The sequence below is a fragment of the Pedococcus sp. P2_A3 genome, assembly GCF_056405035.1.
Genome location: NZ_JBFUCW010000043.1, coordinates 9,108 through 24,545, shown reverse-complemented (window position 1 = coordinate 24,545; position 15,438 = coordinate 9,108). Strand labels below are relative to the sequence as shown.

Annotated in this window: 18 protein-coding genes; 12 read left to right on the top strand and 6 right to left on the bottom strand. The window is 71.3% G+C overall.

What is annotated here, in order from left to right; all coding sequences use genetic code 11:
- The 3 genes from AC1DX8_RS20975 to phoU form a co-directional block, all read right to left on the bottom strand.
- The coding region (locus AC1DX8_RS20975) for a hypothetical protein (protein ID WP_477631893.1) at positions 1-1,103 on the bottom strand (1,103 nt) is incomplete at its 3' end.
- Positions 1,100-1,645, bottom strand: a complete 546-nt coding sequence (locus tag AC1DX8_RS20970) for a SigE family RNA polymerase sigma factor (RefSeq protein ID WP_477631892.1) — start codon at positions 1,643-1,645, stop codon at positions 1,100-1,102. The genes AC1DX8_RS20970 and AC1DX8_RS20975, both read right to left, overlap by 4 nt.
- Before the next feature lie 178 nt (positions 1,646-1,823).
- Complete coding sequence (gene phoU, locus AC1DX8_RS20965) at positions 1,824-2,513, bottom strand: phosphate signaling complex protein PhoU (RefSeq protein ID WP_477631891.1); 690 nt, start codon at positions 2,511-2,513, stop codon at positions 1,824-1,826.
- Between the two features lie 167 nt (positions 2,514-2,680).
- On the opposite strand from phoU, the gene AC1DX8_RS20960 reads away from it, so the two are divergent.
- On the top strand, positions 2,681-4,024 hold the full coding sequence (locus tag AC1DX8_RS20960; protein ID WP_477631890.1) for a sensor histidine kinase: 1,344 nt from the start codon (positions 2,681-2,683) through the stop codon (positions 4,022-4,024).
- Positions 4,021-4,704 carry a response regulator gene (locus AC1DX8_RS20955; protein ID WP_477631889.1) on the top strand — a complete coding sequence of 228 codons (684 nt, stop codon included), beginning with the start codon at positions 4,021-4,023 and terminating at the stop codon, positions 4,702-4,704. The genes AC1DX8_RS20960 and AC1DX8_RS20955 overlap by 4 nt, the downstream gene beginning before the upstream one ends.
- Position 4,705: 1 nt before the next feature.
- Here the strand turns inward: AC1DX8_RS20955 and AC1DX8_RS20950 are convergent, their stop codons facing one another.
- Complete coding sequence (locus AC1DX8_RS20950) at positions 4,706-5,266, bottom strand: hypothetical protein (RefSeq protein WP_477631888.1); 561 nt, start codon at positions 5,264-5,266, stop codon at positions 4,706-4,708.
- Between the two features lie 197 nt (positions 5,267-5,463).
- On the opposite strand from AC1DX8_RS20950, the gene AC1DX8_RS20945 reads away from it, so the two are divergent.
- Positions 5,464-5,946, top strand: coding sequence for a CarD family transcriptional regulator (locus tag AC1DX8_RS20945; RefSeq protein WP_056922091.1), 483 nt, complete (start codon positions 5,464-5,466; stop codon positions 5,944-5,946).
- The gene (locus tag AC1DX8_RS20940; RefSeq protein ID WP_477631895.1) at positions 5,943-6,557 is read left to right on the top strand and encodes an IspD/TarI family cytidylyltransferase; all 615 of its coding nucleotides are present in this window, start codon (positions 5,943-5,945) and stop codon (positions 6,555-6,557) included. The genes AC1DX8_RS20945 and AC1DX8_RS20940 overlap by 4 nt, the downstream gene beginning before the upstream one ends.
- On the opposite strand, the gene AC1DX8_RS20935 is transcribed toward AC1DX8_RS20940, so the two are convergent.
- A complete protein-coding gene (locus AC1DX8_RS20935) occupies positions 6,554-7,159 on the bottom strand; it encodes a GNAT family N-acetyltransferase (protein WP_477631887.1) in 606 nt (201 codons plus the stop codon). The two genes, AC1DX8_RS20940 and AC1DX8_RS20935, sit on opposite strands and share 4 nt — an antisense overlap.
- A gap of 89 nt (positions 7,160-7,248) precedes the next feature.
- Here AC1DX8_RS20935 and ispF point away from each other — a divergent pair, with 89 nt between their 5' ends.
- Genes ispF through AC1DX8_RS20920 form a run of 3 tightly spaced genes read left to right on the top strand, consistent with a single transcriptional unit; the run spans position 7,249 to position 9,520 of the window.
- On the top strand, positions 7,249-7,740 hold the full coding sequence (ispF, locus tag AC1DX8_RS20930) for a 2-C-methyl-D-erythritol 2,4-cyclodiphosphate synthase (protein WP_477631886.1): 492 nt from the start codon (positions 7,249-7,251) through the stop codon (positions 7,738-7,740).
- An 11-nt stretch (positions 7,741-7,751) separates the two neighbouring features.
- On the top strand, positions 7,752-8,837 hold the full coding sequence (locus AC1DX8_RS20925) for an S-(hydroxymethyl)mycothiol dehydrogenase (RefSeq protein WP_477631885.1): 1,086 nt from the start codon (positions 7,752-7,754) through the stop codon (positions 8,835-8,837).
- Positions 8,837-9,520 (top strand): MBL fold metallo-hydrolase, encoded by a 684-nt coding sequence (locus tag AC1DX8_RS20920; protein ID WP_477631884.1) that lies wholly within the window; start codon positions 8,837-8,839, stop codon positions 9,518-9,520. The genes AC1DX8_RS20925 and AC1DX8_RS20920 overlap by 1 nt, the downstream gene beginning before the upstream one ends.
- 86 nt (positions 9,521-9,606) lie before the next feature.
- Here AC1DX8_RS20920 and AC1DX8_RS20915 read toward each other — a convergent pair whose 3' ends face one another.
- Positions 9,607-11,238 carry an alkaline phosphatase family protein gene (locus AC1DX8_RS20915; protein WP_477631883.1) on the bottom strand — a complete coding sequence of 544 codons (1,632 nt, stop codon included), beginning with the start codon at positions 11,236-11,238 and terminating at the stop codon, positions 9,607-9,609.
- 168 nt (positions 11,239-11,406) lie between these two features.
- On the opposite strand from AC1DX8_RS20915, the gene cysS reads away from it, so the two are divergent.
- The 5 genes from cysS (at position 11,407) to AC1DX8_RS20890 (ending at position 15,255) form a co-directional block, all read left to right on the top strand.
- Positions 11,407-12,846, top strand: coding sequence for a cysteine--tRNA ligase (cysS, locus tag AC1DX8_RS20910; RefSeq protein ID WP_477631882.1), 1,440 nt, complete (start codon positions 11,407-11,409; stop codon positions 12,844-12,846).
- A gap of 11 nt (positions 12,847-12,857) precedes the next feature.
- Positions 12,858-13,844, top strand: a complete 987-nt coding sequence (gene rlmB, locus AC1DX8_RS20905) for a 23S rRNA (guanosine(2251)-2'-O)-methyltransferase RlmB (protein ID WP_477631881.1) — start codon at positions 12,858-12,860, stop codon at positions 13,842-13,844.
- Between the two features lie 98 nt (positions 13,845-13,942).
- On the top strand, positions 13,943-14,254 hold the full coding sequence (locus tag AC1DX8_RS20900) for a CD225/dispanin family protein (RefSeq protein WP_477631880.1): 312 nt from the start codon (positions 13,943-13,945) through the stop codon (positions 14,252-14,254).
- Between the two features lie 21 nt (positions 14,255-14,275).
- Positions 14,276-14,719: a DUF2752 domain-containing protein gene (locus tag AC1DX8_RS20895; RefSeq protein ID WP_477631879.1), complete on the top strand. Its 444-nt coding sequence runs from the start codon at positions 14,276-14,278 to the stop codon at positions 14,717-14,719.
- A 185-nt stretch (positions 14,720-14,904) separates the two neighbouring features.
- Positions 14,905-15,255, top strand: a complete 351-nt coding sequence (locus AC1DX8_RS20890) for a CD225/dispanin family protein (RefSeq protein ID WP_477631878.1) — start codon at positions 14,905-14,907, stop codon at positions 15,253-15,255.
- Positions 15,256-15,438: the final 183 nt, after the last annotated feature.

Genomic DNA, 15,438 nt, shown 5'->3' with positions numbered 1-15,438 from the left:
GCGTCCACGGGGACGCCGTCCTCGACCCGGGCGGAGCCGCCCGCCTCCTGGGCGTCGACGGAGCCCACGTAGGCGGACCGCAGCACCTGCCCCCCCGGCAGCCGGGTGAGCCCGACATAGAGCCGCCTGCTGACGCTCCGCGTCCCGGCGTCGAGCCCCAGCGCGGACACGATGGTGGGGTCGGCCGGTCCGTTGAAGTACGTCGTCGTCTCGACGTCGCCCGTCCGCAGGCCGAGCGTGGTCGCGACGTCGTAGCTGGTCCCGGTCACCGCGTGGTCCAGGAAGTCCTGTCCCGTGCAGTTGCCGCAGAAGCCCTCGACGTCCGGGTGGGTCGTCCCCGGGCGCGCGGGCAGGGTGGTGCCCCCGTCGTAGCCGCCGACTCGGACCCGGGTGAGTGAGAAGGGTGCGCCGCGCAGGTCGACGATGGCAGCTCCATCCCGGAGGTTCACGGTGTTCCAGGCTCTGGCAACGGTGCCATCGGTGTGGATCTGCGCGGTCGGCGACACCTGCGCCGACCGCACGGAGGGGCGGGTCAACAGCAGCATCCAGCCGTCGGGCGTGGGATCACGTCGCACGATGACGGCGGGCGGATCTGTCTCACCGGACGAGCCGATCGTGGTGAGGGCGGCCACCGGGGCCCCGCGGTCGCCGGCGTAGACCGTGAGCCGCGCCTCGCCCTGGTCGTCGCGGTCCCAGGCGACGACGACGCGGTCGGCGGCGATGTCACCGGCGTACAGGACGGCGGCAGGGCTCACCACCTCACGGAACGAGTCGAGGAAGGTGCGGTCGTCGGCGAGCGAGCCACGGATGGGCCACGTGCGGACGGTGGCCCAGCGGGGGTCGTTGGGTCCGGGGACAACGACCTGGGTGCGCTTCGCGGGGGTCGTGGTGTCCCGGCCCAGCCCACCTGCCAGCGACGGGACCGCCACCGCGATCGCCGCCACGGCCGCGACGCCCGCCAGGGCTGCGGTGCGGCGTCGGCGGCGGTTGACGGCGATGGCCCCGGCGACCCGGGCGTAGGGGTCGTCGGACGCGCCGCCCGGCCCGCCCACCTCGTCGGCGCGGGCGGAGAGCGCCTCGCGCAGCTGGGACTCGATGCTCATGCCAGGCTCCTCTCGCCGGTGCCGTTGGCGCCCGGCTGGTCCGCAGGTTCTGAGGCGGCCCGTAGGACCGCCCGGAGCCGCTCGAGCCCCCGGGAGGCCTGGCTCTTCACCGAGCCGACCGACATCCCGAGCGCCGCAGCGGTATCGGCCTCGGAGAGGTCGTCGAAGTACCGCAGCACCACGACCGCGCGCATCCGGGGTGGCAGGGCGAGCACGGCCCTGCCGATCTCGTCGCGGGTGTCGTAGGCGGCATACGCGTCGCCGGGGGCGCGGTCGGCGTGCAGGGGGAGGTCACCCAGGGTCTCGGCCACCCGCCGCCGTCGCCACCAGGAGGCCGACTCGTTGGCGAGGGCTGCCCGGGTGTAGGCGTACGGGGACTCGACCGAGGCGATGTGGCTCCAGCGCCGGTGCACCTTGACCAGGGTCGTCTGCACGAGGTCCTCCGCGCGACCCCGGTCTCCGGTCAGCAGGTATGCCGTGCGGACCAGCTGGCCCCACCGCGCCTGCACGAAACGCGCGAACTCCTCCTCCGTGGCCTCCACGGCGACCCTCCCCCCTATGGCTGCGGCAACGCTCATGCCCCTTTGACGCGGGTCAGTGTGCCCGAGGTTGAGAGGCGGGGCGGCCTTTCTCGCACCAGCCGCGCCGTGGGGACGCGAAAGGCCCGGCGCCGCTCACGCGGCATACCGGGCCTTCTGCGGGCGCTGGGTCGAGCAGGTGTCACCGCAGCTCGGTGGCGCGGTCCTCCTGCTCCTCGTGGTCCTCGGCGACGTCCCACTCGCCGGTCACGAGGTAGACGACGCGGTGGGCAACCGAGACGGCGTGGTCGGCGAACCGCTCGTAGTAGCGACCGACGAGCGTCATGTCGACCGCGGCCTCGGTGCCGTGCTGCCACGAGCCGTCGATGAGGTGGGAGAAGAGCTCGCGGTGCAGCTCGTCCATCGCGTCGTCGTCACGCTCGAGCGTCTTGGCGGCCTCGACGTCCTTCGCGGCGATGACCTGTCCGCACTTGGCGACGATCCGCTCGGCGACCTGGCCCATCTGCAGGATGGTGGCGCGGACGTCGGCGGGCACGGCCGAGTCGGGGTAGCGGAGCCGGGCGACCTTGGCGACGTGCCGGGCGAGGTCGCCCATCCGCTCGAGGTCCGCGCTCATGCGCATGCCGGTGACCACCATGCGCAGGTCGGTGGCGACCGGCTGCTGCCGGGCGAGCAGGTCGATCGACATCGCGTCGAGGTCCTCGCGGAGGCGGTCGAGCTCCTTGTCGGCCTCGATCACCGACTCCGCGAGCTTGATGTCGGCGTCGAGCAGCGCCGTGGTGGCGCGGGACATGGCTGACCCCGCCAGACGGGTCATCTCGACCAGCTGGTCGGAGATGGTGTCGAGGTCCTCGTGAAACGCGTCGCGCATTGCTTCCCTAGGGTTCGTGGCACGGCTGGGTGCGGTGGTGCGTGCGAGCCGAGGCTCCCACGAGGCAGTGAACGGTCGGGTGACCTCAGGTGAACATCTGGAGACAGCGTGCTCCGAGGACCGCTTCCGTGCGCTGACCGGTGTTCGGGGCACCGTACATTGATGGTGTGGATGCGACCAGTGCCGCCCTCCTGGCGGGTTTCGCCGGGCTGCTGACCGGCGCCCTCGCCGTGGTCGCCGTGCGCTACTCCGAGCGCCAGCAGACGAGTATGCCGCCGACTGCGCCCGTCACGCCGCTCCCCTCCGGGGTCGCGGACGTCCTCGCCGTGCTCCGCTCCAGCGCGATCGTCGTCGACTCCGCGGACGCGGTGATCAACAACTCACCGTCCGCCACGGCCTACGGGCTGGTCAAGGGCACCGAGCTCGTGCACAGCGAGCTGCGCCACCTCGCCCGCCAGGTCCGCCGGGACGGCGTGATCCGCGAGGCCCAGCTGGAGCTGGCCCGCGGACCACTGGGCCAGGGCCGCTCGATCATGCAGGCCCGCGTGGCGCCGCTCGGGAGCAGCCACGTGCTCCTGCTCGTCGAGGACCACACCCAGGCGCGAAGGGTGGAGGAGGTCCGGCGCGACTTCGTGGCGAACGTCAGCCACGAGCTGAAGACCCCGGTCGGCGGTCTCGGCCTGCTCGCCGAAGCCATCCAGGACGCCAAGGACGACCCCGAGGCCGTCGAGCGCTTCGCCTCCCGCATGCAGGTGGAGAGCCACCGGCTCGCCCAGCTCGTCAAGGAGATCGTCGACCTCTCACGGCTGCAGGTGGCCGACACCCTCCACGAGCCCCGCCTCGTCGACGTCACGGCCGCCGTCCACGAGGCCATCGACTACTCGAAGGTGGGCGCCGACGCGAAGCGGATCGAGATCGCCGAGGCGTGCGCCCCCGACCTCAAGGTCTTCGGCGACGAGGACCTGCTGGTGACCGCTGTGCGCAACCTCATCGGCAACGCCGTCAACTACTCCGAGCCGGGCACCCGGGTCGCCGTCGGCGGCAAGCTGTCCGGCGAGATGGTGGAGATCACGGTCACCGACCAGGGCCAGGGCATCCCCACCGGCGAGCAGGCCCGCATCTTCGAGCGGTTCTACCGGGTCGACGACGCCCGGTCGCGCGCCACGGGTGGCAGCGGCCTGGGACTGGCCATCGTCAAGCACATCTGCGCCAACCACGGCGGTGACGTCGACGTGTGGAGCGAGGAGGGCCGGGGATCGACCTTCACCATCCGCCTGCCCGCCGCCACGGACCGCACCGGGGGCAACGCCCACCCGGGCGGGTCCGACGACGTCGTCCCGTCCGCGAGTGCTCCCGCCGGGACGTCCTCCGAGCGACCGGTCCGCGCCGGGGCCGCTCGAGCACTCCCCTCACCGGCATCCCCCTCACCGGCATCCCCCGCCCAGCCACACCCCGCCCAGCCACACCCCGCCCAGCCACACCCCGCACAGAAGGTGGAACCCCGCGCATGACCCGCATCCTCGTCGTCGAGGACGAGATCTCGTTCTCCGACCCGCTGTCCTACCTGTTGCGCAAGGAGGGCTACGAGGTCGCCGTGGCCGAGACCGGTCCGGAGGCGCTGGAGGACTTCGACCGGTCCGGCGCCGACCTGGTGCTGCTCGACCTCATGCTCCCGGGGCTGTCCGGCACCGAGGTGTGCCGCGCGATCCGCTCCCGGTCCAACGTGCCCGTCATCATGCTGACCGCCAAGGACAGCGAGATCGACAAGGTCGTCGGGCTGGAGATCGGCGCCGACGACTACGTGACGAAGCCGTACTCCTCACGCGAGCTGCTGGCCCGGATCAAGGCGGTGCTGCGGCGGCTGGCCGAGCCGGAGGACCTCCTGCCCGCCACCATCGAGGCGGGGCCGGTGAGGATGGACGTGGAACGCCACATCGTCACGGTCTCAGGTCAGGCCACCGCGCTGCCGCTCAAGGAGTTCGAGCTGCTGGAGATGCTGCTGCGCAACACCGGTCGGGTGCTGACCCGGATGCAGCTCATCGACCGGGTCTGGGGCAGTGACTACGTCGGCGACACCAAGACCCTCGACGTCCACGTCAAGCGACTCCGGGCCAAGATCGAGCCCGACCCCGCCGAGCCGCGGCACATCGTGACCGTCCGCGGCCTGGGCTACAAGTTCGAGTCGGACTGACTCAGGGGGTCGCGGTGGCGCTCTCGGTCGGAGTCGGTGCGTTGGTCGGGGCCAGCGACGCGTAGTACCCGGACGCCTTGACCACCGGGACCACGACCACCACGGCCGGTGCCGTGGGCGTCTGGACGCTCAGCGTGACGACGTCACCGGCGTTGACGGGCACGCCCGGCAACTGGACCTGGGACTCGTCGGACAGGCGACGTTCGGAGTAGGCCGGCGCCTCGGCATACACGGGCTGGCCCTGGGCCACGGAGAAGGAGATGCGCTGCGCGTCCGCACCGGAGTTGCTCACGGACGCCGACAGCACGCCGGGCTTGTCCTTGCCCCCGCTGATGACGACGAGGTCGCGCAGCTGGACGCTGCCGAGGTCGACCGGCACGCCGTCGGCGGCCACGTAGGCGACGTCGGTCTGGATCGGTGACTGGGTCTGGCAGGCGGACAGCGCGAAGGCGGCGCCGGCCACGGCCACCGGCACGAGGAACCGGGCGAGGCGTCGCAGGGGCGTGCGCGGACTGGTGGAGCGGCCTCCGGAGCGCGGGGCCAGCGGGGTTCGGCGGGTCACGGGGCACAGCCTACCGGCCGCCTGCACCGGAGCGCGCACCCGCACGCGTTGCACGGAAAAGGCCATTCTGTCAAGACCGAAATCGTTGCCCCACAATGCGTTTGCGGGCCGCTGACCTGCACAAACGCGATTCGCTCGGCTTTCCTGACGTCGGCGTGTCGTGATATTCTTAAGGTCGCGAAAGGGGAAAACAGCACATGGTTTTCAAGGTCGGCGAGACGGTCGTGTACCCCCACCACGGGGCTGCACTGATCGAAGAAATCAATACCCGCACGATCAAGGGCGAGGAGAAGATCTACCTCAAGCTCAAGGTGGCCCAGGGCGACCTGACGATCGAGGTTCCCGCAGACAACTGCGAGGACATCGGCGTCCGTGATGTCGTCGGACAGGAGGGTCTCGACAAGGTCTTCGCAGTCCTTCGCGCCCCCCACACCGAGGAGCCGACCAACTGGTCGCGCCGCTACAAGGCCAACCTCGAGAAGCTCGCCTCCGGCGATGTCATCAAGGTGGCCGAGGTCGTCCGCGACCTGTGGCGTCGTGACAAGGACCGTGGCCTGTCGGCCGGCGAGAAGCGCATGCTCGCCAAGGCTCGCCAGATCCTCGTCTCCGAGCTCGCGCTCGCAGAGAAGACGAACGAGGACAAGGCCGAGGCCATCCTCGACGAGGTGCTCGCCTCCTGAGCGTTGCCGTCGTCCTCGTCGCTGGAGGACAGGGCACCCGGCTCGGCGCCGCCCAGCCCAAGGCCTTCGTGGCCCTGGCGGGTGTGCCGTTGCTGGAGCACGCCATCCGGCACGCGCTCGCGGCACCGGAGGTCTCCCACGTAGTCGTGGTCGCGCCCGCTTCCCACCTGAGGGAGGCGGGCGCGATCGCGTCCCGGAGCAGCCGTCCCGTCGACGTCGACGTGGTCCGCGGCGGCGCCGAGCGCACGGACTCGGTGGCCGCAGGCTTGGCGGCGCTGCGCCCGGAGGACGGCATCGTCCTCGTGCACGACGCCGCCCGAGCGCTCGCTCCCGCCAGCCTGTTCTCCCGCCTGGTCCACGAGGTGCGGTCCGGGCACCCGGCTGTCGTCCCCGGCATACCCGTCACCGACACGGTCAAGGTGGTCGACTCACGCGGTCGCGTGACTGGCACCCCCGACCGTTCGACGTTGCGGGCCATCCAGACACCGCAGGCCTTCCTGCGCGAGGTGCTCCAGCACGCCCACGCTTCCGGCGAGCAGGCCACCGCGACGAAACGGCTCCCACAGACCACGTTTCGTCGAGCAACCACCGTTTTGCGAGGAGGGAGCTAGCGCGAAAGGGCCGCGACGACCTCGTCCCACGAGGTCACCGGTTCGCGATTGGCGTCCGCGTGGATGCTGGCGATCCAGCCGTCGACGATCCGCCCCCGCTCGAGCAGCAGGTCGGGGACGAAGACCGGCACCGCGAACCCGGCCCGCCACACCGCCTTCGCGCTGCCCCAGTTCCCGGCCTGCGCCCTCCAGCGCACCACCCGCCAGCCGAGGGTGTCGCACGCATGACCGACCACCAGCCGCACTGCTTCCGACATCACACCCCGGCCGCGGAAGGCCGGGTGGGTCACGAACCCCAGCTCGCCGGCCCCGTCGTCGACAGGTAGCGCGCGCAGGTCGATGGTCCCGGCATACCGGCCCTCGACCTCGATCGCCCACGAGGCGGCGGCCGTGGAAGGCTCGAGCAGGCCGGCGAGGTACTCCTGCGCCATCTCGCGGGTGTACTCCAGCGGGATCGTCGTGAAGCGCTGCGTCAGCGGGTCGACGCAGCGTTCGAGGATCGGCTCGAGGTCGGCCTCGGCGTGGGGGCGCAAGGTCACCAGCTCGCCGGTGAGGACGGGCACGGCCAGAGGGGGTGGTGCTGGTGCTGCTGGGTCGGTCATGCGGGGCAACCCTAGTGCGGCCGGTCCGCGCCGTTCACCGGGTTTTGTCCTGGGCCGGCCGCGTGGGGGGCGGATGGTTGGATGGGGCCATGGAGCTTGCCGGTATGCCGCGCACGGGAGTCGGCGTCGACGTCCACGCCTTCTCCGCCGATGACCATCGCGAGCTGTGGCTGGCTGGTCTCCTCTGGCCCGGCGAGGTGGGCCTGGAGGGTCACTCCGACGCCGATGTCGCCTGCCATGCGGCGTGCGACGCGCTGTTCTCCGCGGCGGGGCTGGGCGACCTGGGGCTGCACTTCGGGACGGACCGTCCCGACCTCGCCGGCGCGTCCGGACGTGCCCTGCTCACCGCGGCGGCTCGGCTCGTGCGGGAGGCGGGGTTCGAGATCGGCAACGTCGCGGTCCAGGTGATCGGCAACAAGCCCAGGATCGGCCCGCAGCGCCACCTCGCCGAACAGGTCATGACCGCGGCCGTGGAGGCTCCGGTGTCGCTGAGCGGCACCACGACCGACGGGCTCGGCCTCACCGGTCGGGGTGAGGGGATCGCCGCCATCGCCACCGCAATCGTCCGCACCGTGAACTGAAGGAGCCGAGCATGCCGCAGACCGTCAAGGGAGTCATCGCCCGCAGCAAGGGAGCCGACGTCGAGCTGGTCGACGTCGTCGTGCCCGACCCCGGCCCGGGCGAGGCCGTGGTGCAGGTGCAGTCGTGCGGCGTCTGCCACACCGACCTGCACTACCGCGAGGGTGGCATCAACGACGAGTTCCCGTTCCTGCTCGGCCACGAGGCCGCCGGGGTCGTCGAGGCCGTCGGCGAGGGCGTGACGGAGGTGGCGCCGGGTGACTTCGTCATCCTCAACTGGCGGGCCGTCTGCGGCCAGTGCCGCGCCTGCGCCAAGGGCAAGCCGTGGTACTGCTTCAACACCCACAACGCGAAGCAGAAGATGACCCTCACCGACGGCACCGAGCTCAGCCCGGCCCTGGGCATCGGAGCCTTCATCGAGAAGACCATGGTGGCGGCCGGCCAGTGCACCAAGGTCGACGCCGACGCCGACGCAGCAGCCGTGGGCCTGCTCGGCTGCGGGGTGATGGCCGGCTTCGGTGCCGCCGTCAACACCGGCGGGGTGGGCCGTGGCGACTCGATCGCCGTCATCGGCTGCGGCGGGGTCGGCAACGCCGCCATCGCCGGCGCCACCGTGGCCGGCGCGACGACGATCATCGCCGTCGACGTCGACGACCGGAAGCTCGAGGGCGCCAAGGCCTTCGGCGCCACCCACACGGTCAACGGCAAGGACGAGGACGTCGTCGAGCGGATCCGCGAGCTCACCGGCGGCTTCGGTGCCGACGTCGTGGTCGAGGCCGTTGGTCGACCCGAGACCTACGAGCAGGCCTTCTACGCGCGCGACCTCGCCGGCACGGTGGTCCTCGTCGGCGTCCCGACCCCCGACAAGCAGGTCACCCTGCCGATGATCGAGATCTTCGGTCGCGGCGGTGCCTTGAAGTCGAGCTGGTACGGCGACTGCCTGCCCAGCCGTGACTTCCCGATGCTCGTCGACCTCTACCGGCAGCGACGCTTCGACCTCGACGCGTTCGTGTCCGAGCGGATCGGCCTCGGTGACGTCGAGGCGGCCTTCGCCAAGATGGAGCGCGGCGAAGTGCTGCGGTCCGTGGTGGTCCTCTGATGGGCCTGGGCGACGAGGGCAACGCCGGTATGCCGGTCATCGCGCCGTCCGCGGGTGGCGTGCGGGTGGACCGCGTGGTCACGTCCGGGACGTTCGAGCTCGACGGCGGGAGCTGGGAGGTCGACAACAACGTCTGGGTCGTGGGTGACGACCGGGAGTGCGTCATCATCGACGCAGCCCACGACGGCAGGAAGATCGTGAAGTCGATCGACCTCGAGCGCAGGGTCGTCGCGGTCATCTCGACGCACGCCCACAACGACCACATCAACGCGGTCGGTGAGGTGTGCGACGGCACGAGGGCCCCGGCATACCTGCACCCTGCTGACCGGATGCTCTGGGACGAGCTCTACCCCGTGACCCCGGACCGCGAGCTGGCCGACGGCCAGCTCATCACCGTCGGCGACGTGGACCTGCACGTCATCCACACGCCCGGTCACACGCCGGGCTCGTGCTCTCTCTACGCGCCGGCGCTCGACGTCGTCTTCACCGGCGACACGTTGTTCAACGGCGGCCCGGGTGCGACCGGCCGGTCGTACAGCGACTTCCCGACGATCATCGAGTCGATCCGCGACCGGTTGCTCACGCTGCCGGACGAGACGGTGGTGCTGACCGGGCACGGCGACGCGACGGTCATCGGAGCCGAGGCGCCCCACCTGCAGGAGTGGCTCGACCGCGGTCACTGACCACGGCGGTGCCGCGCGCAGGGCTCGGGCCCGGACCGTCGTGCGGTCCGGGCCCGAGCGGGGTTTCGAGCGGTGCTGCCGGTGCCCTAGCGGTCCGAGGGCCGGCTGTCGTCGTGCCGGCCACCGACGGCGACGGCTGGCGCGAGGTCCGCGACCGTGGCGTCGCGCGGCGACAGCGGTGCCAGGCCCCAGGCATGCTCGATCGTCGCGAGGATCGACGTGGTGTCGAAGCTCGTGTGGCTGACACCCGAGTGCTTCATGCCGGCCGAGAGGACGAGGGCCGGGATGCGGGTGCCGGGGCCCCAGGCGTCGGTCTTCGGCGGGGCGACGTGGTCGTAGGACCCGCCGAACTCGTCGTAGGTCACGACCACGAGGGTCTTGTCGGCCTGTGGACCGTGGGTGATGGTCTGGAGCAGGTCGACCAGGTGGTCGCTGCCCGTGTGCTCGCTGGCGTACCCGGGGTGCTCGTTCTCGGAGCCGTACGGCTTGACGAAGCTCACCGCGGGCAGGGTCCCGGCCTTGGCCGCCGCGATGAAGTTGTCCTCGTCCTGGAGGTGGGAGCGTCCGGGAGCGCCGACGGCGTAGTTCGCGAAGTAGTTGAACGGCTGGTGGTGGTACTGGAAGTTGCCACCCGGGTGTCCGGCGACGGCGTCGTTCCACCCGCCGGCATACCAGTTCCAGCTGATGTTGGCGGCGCTGAGGCGGTCACCGATGTTCGGGTACTGGGTGTCGTCGATGAGCGGGATCTTCGCTCCGTTGCCCGACGGCGCGGACGACGGTTGCACCGTGTTGACGGCGTAGTTGCCGCAGGCGGCCACGGGGTCGTTGCCTCCTGCTGCGCACTTCTGCGTGAGCTGGCCGTCGACCACGGCCCCGGTGGGCGTGTACAGCGGGTACTTGGTCACCATGCCGTTGCTGTCCAGGACCGAGCTCTTCGCGCCCAGCGCGCCGGCCGAGGTGTCGAGGGGGGCCCGGGCCGCGATGAGGAACTGGTGGTTGAGGAAGGAACCACCGAACGCCGCCTGGAAGAAGTTGTCGGCGAGCACGTAGTTCGGGGCGTGGGGCGAGTGGAGGTACTGGTAGATCGGCAGGGCCTTGGTGTCGTAGCGGCCCATCGTCAGGCCCACCGCGTCGGAGCCCGTGACGTAGCGGTCCTGCTTGCCACCGTCGAGCTGGTACTGCTCCTGGTAGAAGCGGTGCACCTGGTCGCGGGTGCAGCCACCGGCCAGACCGGTGCCCTTGAGGACGCCGTTCGACGCGAACACGCCCTCCGGGGCGCAGGTGGTGTCGGACGGCTTGATGTAGTCGTCGATCGTGAACGCCTGGTTGGTGAAGTTGCTCGCCGCGACTCCGTGACCGGCGTCCTGGCAGGTGTTCGGCTGCGGGGGTGTGGTGAGGTTGACGTCGGTCTGCAGCAGGCACCCGTAGGGAGTGCCGTCCTCGGCGACCTGGCTCACGGCTGGCGCCGTGGCTCCGTTCACGGCGTCGCCGGCCACGCGTCCCCACCCGCCGTAGAGGTTGTCGAACGAGTGGTTCTCCTCGTAGATCACGACGAGGTTGGTGTAGCCGCCGGGCAGCGCGCCCGGGGCGCCGTGGTGGCCGGGGGTGTCGGCGCCGGGGTGGCCGGCGGACGAGGCGAGTGCGGTGCCGGGAATGGCGGCAGCCGCTGCGCCGATCAGCAGCAGGGCGCCGAACACGGCGGTGGTGCGTCTGGTCACGGTTGATCCTCCTGGGTACGGGTGCGCGTTCGGCGCACTGTGCCAACGTGGCCCAAGACGTCGAGGTCACCCCTGACAGATGTCATGGGTCGGGGTGAACAGTCGGCGAAAGGGGGCCCGAGGTCGCCGTTTCGGCTGGTGGAGCCCTGCGCAGGTAGCCTTGCGCGCGTGAGTCTTCGCCTGTACGACACCGCCGCGCGTGAGCTGCGCGACTTCACCCCACTGGAACCCGGTCGGGTCGGGATCTACATCTGTGGGCTCACGACCCAGGGCGCCCCCCACATCGGGCACGTGCGCTTCGCGGTGGCGTTCGACGTCCTGCGCCGGTGGCTCGAGGGCCGCCACGGCTACGCGGTGACGCTGGTGCGCAACGTCACCGACATCGACGACAAGATCCTCGCGAAGTCGGCCGAGGCCGGCGAGGAGTGGTTCGCGCTGTCCTATCGCAACGAGGTCGCCACCGCCGCGGCCCTCGACTCGCTCGGGGTGCTCCCCCCGACGTACGAACCCCGCGCCACCGGGCACATCCCGGAGATGGTCAGCCTCATGGAGACCCTCGTCGACAAGGGCCACGCCTACGCGGCCACCGACGACAGCGGCGACGTCTACTTCGACGTGAAGAGCTTCCCCGAGTACGGCTCCCTCACGCACCAGAAGATCGACGACATGGAGGCCGCGGAGGACGCCGACCCGCGCGGCAAGCGCGACCCCCGCGACTTCGCGCTGTGGAAGGGCCGCAAGGAGTCGGAGCCGGCCACCGCCTCGTGGGCCACGCCGTTCGGCACCGGCCGCCCCGGCTGGCACCTCGAGTGCTCGGCCATGGCGCGCAAGTACCTCGGCGACGCGTTCGACATCCATGGTGGCGGCGTGGACCTGCGGTTCCCCCACCACGAGAACGAGCAGGCCCAGTCGCACGCGGCGGGGCTCGCCTTCGCGACCTACTGGCTGCACAACGCCTGGGTCACCGTCGGCGGCGAGAAGATGAGCAAGTCGCTGGGCAACAGCCTGGTCGTCTCCGAGGTGACCAAGGTGGCCCGACCGCTGGCCGTCCGGTACTACCTCACCGCAGCCCACTACCGGTCGACGATCGAGTACCACGAGGGCTCGCTGCGCGAGGCCGAGGCGACCGTGGAGCGGATCGAGGGCTTCCTCACCCGCGCCCTGCGGGCGCTCCCCGACGGCACGTCCACCACGCCCGACCACGGCACCGTGCCGGACGCGTATGCCGCGGCCATGGACGACGACCTCAACGTGTCAGGTGCGCTCGCCGTCCTCCACGACACCGTCCGCGCGGGCAACACCGCCATCGACGATGGTGACGACGCGGGCCTCGCGACGGCGTTCGCGGCGGTCGTCGCGATGACCGACCTGCTCGGCGTGAACCCGCTCGACCCGCACTGGGGCGGTGGCAGCGACACCGGGGCCGGCGACGCGCAGGTCGCGCTCGACGCACTCGTGCAGGTGCAGCTGGAGGCCCGCGCGGCCGCACGGGCGGCCCGCGACTTCGCGACGGCTGATGCCATCCGCGACCAGCTGGGTGCGGCCGGCATCGTCATCGAAGACACGGCGTCGGGAGCGAACTGGTCGCTCGCCCGCCGCGAGAGCTGAGAGGAACACCCATGGCTGGCAACTCCCAGCGACGTGGCGCCATCCGCAAGGGCGCGTCGAAGAAGGGCGCCACCGTCGGGTCCGGCGGGCAACGCCGGCGTGGCCTCGAGGGCAAGGGTCCGACCCCGAAGGCCGAGGACCGCCCGAAGCACAAGGCCAACCGGATGGCCGGCGCCGCGGACCGGCGCGCCGGTGGCGCCGCCGGCTCCAAGCCGGGCGCCCGTCCCAGCGCGAGCCGGGGTGGCTCCCGCCGCGGCAAGCAGTCGAGCGAGATCGTGGCCGGTCGCAACGCCGTCGTCGAGGCGCTGCGCGCCGACGTGCCGGTCACCACCATGTACGTCGCCGGCCGGATCGACTCGGACGACCGCGTCCGCGAGGCGCTGAAGACCGCGACGGCCAAGGGCATCGCGATCCTCGAGACGCCGAGAGGCGAGCTCGACCGGCTCACCGACGGGGCGGTCCACCAAGGCCTGGCCCTGCAGGTCCCGCCCTACGAGTACGCCCACCCCAGCGACTTCATCGATCCCCAGGCACCCGGCATACCGCTGGTCGTCGCCCTCGACGGCATCACCGACCCGCGCAACCTCGGCGCCATCATCCGGTCCGTGGCGGCGTTCGGCGGCCACGGCGTGGTCGTCCCCGAGCGCCGGTCTGTCGGGATGACCGCGAGCGCCTGGAAGACGTCGGCGGGCGCCGCGGCCCGCGTGCCGGTCGCGCTCGCCGCGAACCTCACCCGCACGCTGGAGGAGTACCGCAAGGCCGGCTTCTTCGTGCTGGGGCTCGACATGGACGGTGACGTCGAGCTGCCCGGCCTCGAGCTGGCCACCGAGCCGATCGTCATCGTGACCGGCTCGGAGGGCAAGGGCCTCTCGCGACTGGTGCGGGAGACCTGCGACCAGATCGTGTCGATCCCCATGTCGTCGTCGGTCGAGTCGCTCAACGCCGGGATCGCCACCGGGGTGGCGCTCTACGAGGTCGCGAGACGCCGCGCGGTCTGAAGTCCGATTTGCCCCCTTGACCTGCGCTGATCCGCTACCGTTTCGCGCAGTCGCCCCAAGGGGGAGCGACCCCCGCAACCTCGAAGGGATCCACACGCATGTCTGACTACGGCACCCCGCCGCCTCCGCCGCCCGCGGCTCCCGGCTACAACCAGCCGACCGCTGGTGGCACCCCGCCGCCGAACTACCTCGTCTGGGCCATCCTGTCGACGCTCTTCTGCTGCCTCCCGTTCGGCATCGCCTCGATCGTCTTCGCAGCCCAGGTCAACGGCAAGTACGCCTCGGGCGACGTCGCCGGAGCCCAGGCCTCGTCGGAGAAGGCGAAGCGTTTCGCGATCATCGCGGCCATCGTCGGCGTCGTCGTCAACGGCCTCTACCTCGCGTTCGTCCTGCCGAACCTGAACAACTAGGTCTCGGTCCCCGAGGGAACCATGACCACCGTGGCACCGCAGCGCCCCGCACCACCCGTCACCGCACGGGGGTTCGGGGCGCTGCGCGTGCCCGGCCTGGTGCTGGCCGCGGCCGTGGCGGCAACGACCCTCGTCGCAGTGGTCGACCCCAACGAGCCGGGCCACTACCCGACCTGCCCGTTCCTCGCCGTGACCGGGTACTACTGCCCGGGGTGCGGGTCGTTGCGCGCCCTGCACGACCTGGCGCACGGCGACATCTCGGGCGCCGTGGCCCGAAATCCCTTGATGGTGCTGGCCGCCGGGGGCCTGGTCGTCGCCTTCGTCCTCTGGGTGCGGCGTCTGTGGCGCGGCCTGCCCCGCACCTGGGTGGCGCCCGCGGGCCTGCTCTACGGGTTGCTCGCCCTCGTGCTGGCGTTCTGGGTGCTGCGCAACGTGCCCGGCTGGACCTGGTTGTCCCCGGCCTGAGCTCACTGCGCTGAGCGGCCGGCCGAGGTCCGTGGCCGGAGCGGGACTCCGAGCTGCGCCGCCGACCCATCCGTTTGGTTGTGGCCTGCCGGACTCCCGGCGCGACGCGGGCCGGGTCCGCTAGCGTTTCGCCCTGCCGCGCCCATGGGGGGAGYGGCGCCGCGCACTCCGAAGGGATCCTCCGCATGTCTGACTACGGCACCCCACCGCCGCCGCCCCCGCCGTACCAGTCCGGCTACGTCGCCCCGGGCGTGGGTGGCGCCCCGCCGCCGAACTACCTCGTGTGGGCGATCCTGTCGACCGTCCTGTGCTGCCTGCCCCTCGGGGTCGTGTCCATCGTCTTCGCCGCCCAGGTCAACGGCAAGTGGTATGCCGGCGATGTCGCCGGCGCACTCGAGGCCTCGAACAAGGCCAAGAACTTCGCCATGTGGTCGGCCATCGCCGGCGTGGTCGGGGCGATCCTCTGGGTGGTCTTCGTCGTCGTGCTCGGCTCGTTCGGCTCGTTCGGCCAGAGCTCGATGAGCAACGGCTACTGACCCGTCTGGGAATCGGTACGCGCCGCCGCGCACCTGCGCCAGGTCGAGAAGGCGCGACACGCTGACCAGACCCTCATGGCGTCAGCGTGTCGTGCATTCTCGACGGCCGCAGCGGGGCAAACGCCATGCCGGCGCCTAGCACTCAGTACCCGCGTTACCGAGAGGTGCGGCACCGGCAACCGG